The sequence below is a fragment of the Mesorhizobium sp. M5C.F.Ca.IN.020.32.2.1 genome (assembly GCF_004023105.1).
Lineage (GTDB): Bacteria > Pseudomonadota > Alphaproteobacteria > Rhizobiales > Rhizobiaceae > Mesorhizobium > Mesorhizobium wenxiniae.
In genome coordinates, this window is record NZ_RZSX01001434.1 from 1 (window position 1) to 853 (window position 853).

The 853-nt window shown below is 66.6% G+C and carries 1 protein-coding gene and 1 pseudogene; both read left to right on the top strand.

Translation table 11 applies throughout. The features are described from left to right. Positions 1-354 (top strand): annotated as a pseudogene (locus EOA86_RS36575) (5'/3'-nucleotidase SurE); the annotation flags it as partial. Further along, on the top strand, positions 351-853 hold a 503-nt coding region (locus tag EOA86_RS36580), incomplete at its 3' end, for a methyltransferase domain-containing protein (protein ID WP_206630266.1). The pseudogene EOA86_RS36575 and the gene EOA86_RS36580, both read left to right, overlap by 4 nt.

Here is an 853-nt window from a genome sequence, read left to right on the forward strand (position 1 = left end):
GTTCCCTATGAGACCACCGAGGCGCTGGCGCCGGCGCTGCTCAAGAAGCTTGTCGCCATGCCGCTGCCGGACGGCGTGCTGCTCAACGTCAATTTTCCCAATTGCGCGCCAGAAGAGGTCGCCAGCACGGTGGTCACCTCGCAAGGCAAGCTCGTCCACAGCCTGTGGGTTGACGAGCGCCGCGATGGACGCGGGCTTCCTTACTATTGGCTGCGCTTCGGCCGCGAGCCGGTCGAGGGCAAGCAAGGCACCGACCTCCACGCCATGCGCAACCGGCAGGTATCGGTGACGCCGCTGCAGCTCGATCTCACCGCTCATGAAATCCGCGATCAACTGACCAAGGCGCTCGCATGAACCTGAACCATGGTCCGACGGTCGACGACCGCGAAGGCTTCGCCGCTTTCCTGCTCCGCCTGCGTGGCAAGGGCGTCGTGCCGAAGGCGCTGATCGCCGCTTTCGAGGCGACGCCGAGGCGCGGCTTCCTTTCCGCGCAGTTCCATCCGATCGCCTGGTCGGACCGCATGCTGCCGATCGAATGCGGCGAGGCGATCGAGGGCGCCGATCTGCAAGCTGCGGTGATCGCAGCACTTGCCATCGAGCCGGGCAACCGGGTGCTCGAGATCGGCACCGGGTCGGGTTACACGGCGGCGGTGATGTCGCGGCTTGCCGCGCGGGTCGTCACCGTCGACCGCTACAAGACGCTGGCCGAGCAGGCCAAGCAGCGCTTCGACGCGCTCGGCATCGGCAATGTCATCGTGCGCCAGGCGGACAGCTCGAACGGACTGGCAAATGAAGCGCCGTTCGACCGTATCGTCGCGTGGGCGGCCTTCGACAGCCTGCCGCGCTTCCTGCT